The sequence below is a fragment of the Deinococcota bacterium genome (genome assembly GCA_030858465.1).
Lineage (GTDB): Bacteria > Deinococcota > Deinococci > Deinococcales > Trueperaceae > JALZLY01.
Map to the genome: position 1 here is coordinate 1 of JALZLY010000185.1, position 4,719 is coordinate 4,719.

Sequence of the window (4,719 nt, forward strand, 5' to 3'; positions counted from 1 at the left end):
AGGTCGAGCAGGCAGGGCGCGAGGGCGGGATAGCGTCGGGCGAGCGCCTCGAGCGCGCCCGAGGGCTGGGCTGGGGTCATGGTTGGCCTCCTTCGTTCGCTTGGTCGTCCGTGAGGTGCTCGATGGCCCGCGCGCCAAGGTTGCCGGCGTTGCCCCAGGTGAGGCCTTGTGTGACCATTGTCCGGCCCGCCTGCGCAAGCCGCGCCCGCGCGTCCGTCGGGCTCATCATCCCGCCTCCGCCCACTCGAGCAGGTTCGTCTCCACCACCGGCTTCACCTCATCAAAGGGAACGAACCAGGTCTTGATCTCGCAGGGGCCGAAGTCGGCGTGAATTTCACGGTTCCAGGCGAGAAAACGAAGGGTGGCGCGGCTCCGGTTCTTGCTCGTCTCGTAGGCGCGCAAGACCATGCCCCCGCCGTCCTCGGCCTCTTTGAGGACGCTCACCGCGATGTTGTCGTTGTTGACCTCGAGATAGGACGCCCGCTGCGGCAGCGGGCCGCCGTGGAAGGTGGTGATGAGCGCGACCGGGGGCTGGTTGAGCTCATAGGCCCGCCGCACCGTCCCCGCCTCGCTCCAGCCCCCCGCGTGTGGCAAGAGGCTATAGGCGAAACGCTGGACGCCCTGGTCGATGAAGGCGTAGTGCTCGCCTTCCCTGGGCTCGGCGGGGATGTGGTGGGCGTAGATGGGGCTGCGCAGGACGGTCATGCCGATGTCGCGCACGTTGACGTCGAAGGAGTACTTGCTGTCGTTGAGGAGGCTGAAGCCGTAGAGCTCGCCGCTGCCCCTCGAGGTCCCCGACAGGTCCACCCACGTCCCTCCCGGTTCCTCCTCGCCGTTGGCGAAGCGCCCGATGTGGCCGTAGGGGATGTCGAAGGTCACGCGCATGAAGTGGACGTTTACCGGGAAGCGCAGCTTGAGGAGCTTGAACCTCTCCTGCCAGTTCACCGTCGCCTTGACTTCGATAAGGTCCAGCTCGCGGTACATCCTGAAGTCCTGCACCAGCGTCGAGGCCCCGTAGGCGCTCGTCACCCGGATGGCCGAGCGCACCGGGCCGTGCTCGACCAGCCTGACACTAGTGGCCTTGAAGGCGCCGACCTCCCCGGTGAAGGCGTAGACGTTGTGGCTCCAGGTGTCGCTGGGGTCGTCTACCACCACCGGCTTGGCGGCGGGCCCAGCGAAAACTTCAACTCCCCCCGCCTTGTCGCGCAGGCTGTGGATGAAGCCCGTCTCGGGGTCGAGCTCGAGCCTGAAGCGGCCCGACTCGAGGACGTTGTCGTTCGCCTGCAGGGTGAGGAAGCCCGCCTCGGTGGGCCGGGGCGCGACGCGGTAGCTGCGGTAACCCAACGGCGGCAGGTCGGCGACGAAGAGCAGGCGGTTGCGGCCGTTGGCGGTCGCCTCGGACTGCACCGTCTGCATGGCTACCTCCTTGTCCTCGTCGTCCAGGAGCACCTCGCCCTCCTTGATGCGAGCAATCTCGAGCTCCACCGGCACCCTGCTCCCCCAGGCGTGCGGGTTGAAGACCACGATGGGGCGGACGCCCTCCTCCTCGGGGACGTTCACGTTCCAGGTCAGCGACTGCACGGCGTAATTGAGCGCCCTGGAAGCTATCGCCATCGCCTCGCCGTAGAGATCGCGGGCATCCTCGTAGGCCTCCTCGAGGGAGGTGCCAGCTAAGATGTCGTGGAACTGGTTGAAGAGGATCCCCTTCCAGGCGTGCTCGAGGTCCCTGGGGTAGGGCTGGCCCGTCACCCGCGCGGCGACGGTCGCGAGCTTCTCGGCCGCCATGAGCAGGTTCTCCGCCCGGCGGTTCCAGCGCTTGACGCCCGAGTGGGCGGCGTAGCAGCCGCTGGCGTGGTGCTGGAGGTCGCGGTGCACCACCGGCAGCTCCCAGCCCTTCTCGGTGACGGCGGCGAAGTAGCGGTTGGGGGAGGAGAAGACGAGCTCGGGCAGGTCCGGGTCCTTGCTGAGCTCCTTGATGCTGGTGATGTTCTCGCGGGTGGGGCCGCCGCCGTGGTTGCCGACGCCGTAGAAGCACATCAGCTCGTTGACGGGCTCGCGGAGCTCCCCGGCACAGCGGCGGACGTGCTTGCCCAAGTCCTTGCCCCAGGTGCAGTACTCGAAGGGGAGGTGAAAGGCGAGGACCTTGGAGCCGTCGTCCGACACCCACCAGAAGAGCCGCCCCGGCAAGCCCAGCTCGTGCGGCCCGGGGCGCATGAAGACGTAGTGGTCGAGGCCCGCCCCCTTGAGGAGCTGCGGCAGCATGCCGTGGTGCCCGAACGAGTCGACGTTGTAACCCACTTTGGCGGTGACGCCGAACTTCTCCTTGAAATAGCGCTGGCCGTAGAGCGCCTGCCGCACGAAGGACTCGCCGCCGGGCAGGTTGCAGTCGGGCTGGAGCCACCAGCCGCCGACGACCTCCCAGCGGCCCTCCTGCACCCGTGCCCTGATCTCCTCGAACATCCTGGGGTCGCTCCTTTCCACCCACTCATAGAAGACGGCGGACGAGGAGACGAAGATGAAATCGTCGTCCTCCTTAAGCCGGTCGAGGGCCGAGCGAAACGACGCCTTGACCTCGTGGAAGCCTTCCTGCCAACGCCACAGCCAGACGGGGTCAATGTGGGCGTTGCCGATCATGTGGAGTTTCGCTCTCGTTGTCTTGTTGATCGTCTTGGTCATAGGGGTCCTTTAGAGGTCGGGTTGAAGGTCGTTGGGCGCGGGTGGGGTGAAGCTCGAGCGCACCGCCACCGGCCCGCCCTCCCGCATGGACTGCGCAGCGGCGCTCAGGATGTCGACCACGTGCGCGGCCTGCTCGCCCGTGGCGCGGTGCGGGCGGCCAGCGAGCATGGCCCCCGCCATCTCCTGCACGCCGCGGCCCCAGTGCATCTTCTCTTTGGGGAGGCGCACCTCTTCGTAGAGCTTGCCGAATGGGGCAAACTCGAGCGTCGAATCGGGATTCTGCCAGCTCGCCAAGTGCAGGGAGCCGAGGTCGCCGTGAAACTCGACGCCACTCTGCTTGCTTTGCTGCGGTACGTAGAAGTTCGTGGTCAGCCTCGCAAGCGCGCCGCTAGCCAGTTCGAGCACGGCCGTGACGAAGTCGGGCGTCTCGATACGGAAGGACTCGCCCCGCTTAGTGACGCGGTCCGGGTGGAGCACCTTGCCGTACGCGAGAATCTGCCGGGCCGAGCCGAAGACGGCGGTGAGCAGCGTGAGCGGGTAGACGCCGACGTCGAAGAGCGCGCCCACCTCGTAGAAGGGCCCGGGCGCCGGGTGCCAGGACTCGATGCGGCCCCAGTTGACCTCGGCGTAGGCGACGCGCACTGTTCCCAGCCGCCCCTCGCGGATCAGGCGCCAGGCCGCCTGCTGCGCTTCGCCCAGGAAGGTAAAGGGCGAGCAGCCCAGCCTCAGCCCCTGGTTCCTGGCGAGGTCGACAAGCGCTTGCGCCTCGGCGAAGGTCATCGCCAGCGGCTTTTCGCTGTAGACGTGCTTGCCGGCTTCCAAGCAAGCTTTCGTCACCGCGTAGTGCGCGTGGTGGATGGTCAGGTTGACGACGAGGTCGACGCCGGCGTCCGCCAGCACCGCCTCCAGGGTCGGGTAGGCGCGGCAGCCGACCCTGGAGGCGAGCGCTTCGGCGCGCTCTAGCTCGAGGTCGGCGATGCCGACGAGCTCGGTCTCAGGGTAGCCGACAAGACTCCTGGCGTAGGGGCCGGCGATGTTACCGCAGCCGGCGATCGCAACCCGTATCCTGTCGCTGCGCTCAGGCATCCTGCCCCATCCAGTCGCGCAGCATCGCCAGGTTCGCCCGACAGTCCTCGCTGGGGTCGTAGAGTTCGGGCTCGTGCTCGACGCAGATAGCGCCGGTATAGCCGACGCGGCGTAAAGCCTCGACGCAGGCCCGGATGGGTACCACGCCCTGGCCGTAACGGCAGGTGCGGTGCTCGCCCACTTCCAGCACGTCCTTGAGGTGGACGTAGAGGAGGTGCTCGCCCAGCCTCTCGGTCGCCTCGGCAGCGCCGTAGCCCTGGGTGCCGTACCAGCCGGTGTCGATGGTGGTGCCGAGGGTGCCGCCCCCGCCGTCACCGATCTTCGCGAGCGTCTCCTCGGGATTCTTCTCCGGGTGGTTCTCGAGGCCGAGCTTGAGCCCGTAGTGCTCGAGCCTGTCCACCACAAAGGCGCGGTCCTTCTCTAACATCGAGGTCGAGCCGCCCAGGATGGGCACGCCAAGAGCGGCAGCCAGCTTGCAGCTCGCCTCGAACTCGCCTGGGCTCGAGCCGAACCAGCCGCCCAGGCTGGGCACCGTCAAGTCGTATTTGTCCAGCTCTTCGCGCGCGGTGGCGATGTGCTCGTCTGTCGCCCAGGTCGGGCTCAGGTGCGCGGTCCACAGGTCAATGGCCTTAAAGCCCAAGGCGCGCACATCAGCGAGAATCGCCCCGAAGCGCTCGCCGAAGGTCGGGGTGGGCCGGAAGCTCTCACTGGTGGCCTTGTCGCCCTGGCCCCAGCCGCCGGTCATGGCGTAGCCGACCTCTCTAGCAACGTAGTTGGCGCTCATAAACGAAATGGGATTGTCCATGCTCCTCCTAAAGGACGGTGAGCAGCGCCTCGGCCTGCTGGCCGAAACGCCTGCCGCCCACGGTGAGGTCGGCCGCGATGCGAGCGCGGCGGACGGGCTTCGGGGCCGGCCTCGCCCGAAACGGCCAAGTCTGCGTCTCATGCGGCCCCAGG

Annotated in this window: 4 protein-coding genes; all 4 read right to left on the minus strand. The window is 67.5% G+C overall.

What is annotated here, in order from left to right; genetic code table 11:
• Positions 1-76 precede the first annotated feature (76 nt).
• Genes M3498_09520 through M3498_09535 form a run of 4 tightly spaced genes read right to left on the minus strand, consistent with a single transcriptional unit; the run spans position 77 to position 4,567 of the window.
• Positions 77-229, minus strand: a complete 153-nt coding sequence (locus M3498_09520; GenBank protein ID MDQ3459519.1) for a hypothetical protein — start codon at positions 227-229, stop codon at positions 77-79.
• Positions 226-2,676, minus strand: coding sequence for an alpha-mannosidase (locus M3498_09525; protein MDQ3459520.1), 2,451 nt, complete (start codon positions 2,674-2,676; stop codon positions 226-228). Before M3498_09525 ends, M3498_09520 begins: the two co-directional genes overlap by 4 nt.
• A gap of 9 nt (positions 2,677-2,685) precedes the next feature.
• Positions 2,686-3,762 (minus strand): Gfo/Idh/MocA family oxidoreductase, encoded by a 1,077-nt coding sequence (locus tag M3498_09530; protein MDQ3459521.1) that lies wholly within the window; start codon positions 3,760-3,762, stop codon positions 2,686-2,688.
• Positions 3,755-4,567 carry a sugar phosphate isomerase/epimerase gene (locus tag M3498_09535; GenBank protein ID MDQ3459522.1) on the minus strand — a complete coding sequence of 271 codons (813 nt, stop codon included), beginning with the start codon at positions 4,565-4,567 and terminating at the stop codon, positions 3,755-3,757. Before M3498_09535 ends, M3498_09530 begins: the two co-directional genes overlap by 8 nt.
• Between the last annotated feature and the right edge of the window lie 152 nt (positions 4,568-4,719).

Coding starts and splice junctions, on each gene's coding strand:
- M3498_09520 (MDQ3459519.1), bottom strand. CDS start 229: ATGATGAGCCCGACGGACGCGCGGGCGCGGCTTGCGCAGGCGGGCCGG.
- M3498_09525 (MDQ3459520.1), bottom strand. CDS start 2,676: ATGACCAAGACGATCAACAAGACAACGAGAGCGAAACTCCACATGATC.
- M3498_09530 (MDQ3459521.1), bottom strand. CDS start 3,762: ATGCCTGAGCGCAGCGACAGGATACGGGTTGCGATCGCCGGCTGCGGT.
- M3498_09535 (MDQ3459522.1), bottom strand. CDS start 4,567: ATGGACAATCCCATTTCGTTTATGAGCGCCAACTACGTTGCTAGAGAG.